Here is a 337-nt window from a genome sequence, read left to right as displayed (position 1 = left end):
CACGTTCTCTAGGTTCAAAAGGGCGAACGTTGGTATAAACCTGAATGGCTATTCCTGTAAACAAGAAAAACACAAGCATTACCCAAAATAATTTTTTGTCTTTATTAAACAGAAAAAAGAATCCAATAATACCTAAAATTAAGGGTAGTAAATAATAGGTGTTACGGGCTTTGTTATTTTTTACATCAGAAGGTAAATTTTCTTGAGGATAACCAATATGCCAATTATCAAGTGGTTTTATGCCACTAAGCCAATTACCATGATTATCATAACGTCCTTGAATATCATCTTGTCTTCCTGTAAAATTCCACATAAAATAACGCCAATACATGTAGCC

1 pseudogene is annotated in these 337 nt (G+C 32.6%); it reads right to left on the bottom strand.

Annotation, left to right across the window (positions count from 1 at the left end):
- Positions 1 to 337, bottom strand: a pseudogene (locus tag FUA24_RS23500) (hypothetical protein); the annotation flags it as partial.

The sequence above is a fragment of the Seonamhaeicola marinus genome (genome assembly GCF_008085455.1).
The sequence above is the reverse complement of the archived record's forward strand: the minus strand, read 5'-3'. Positions and strand labels throughout refer to the sequence as shown.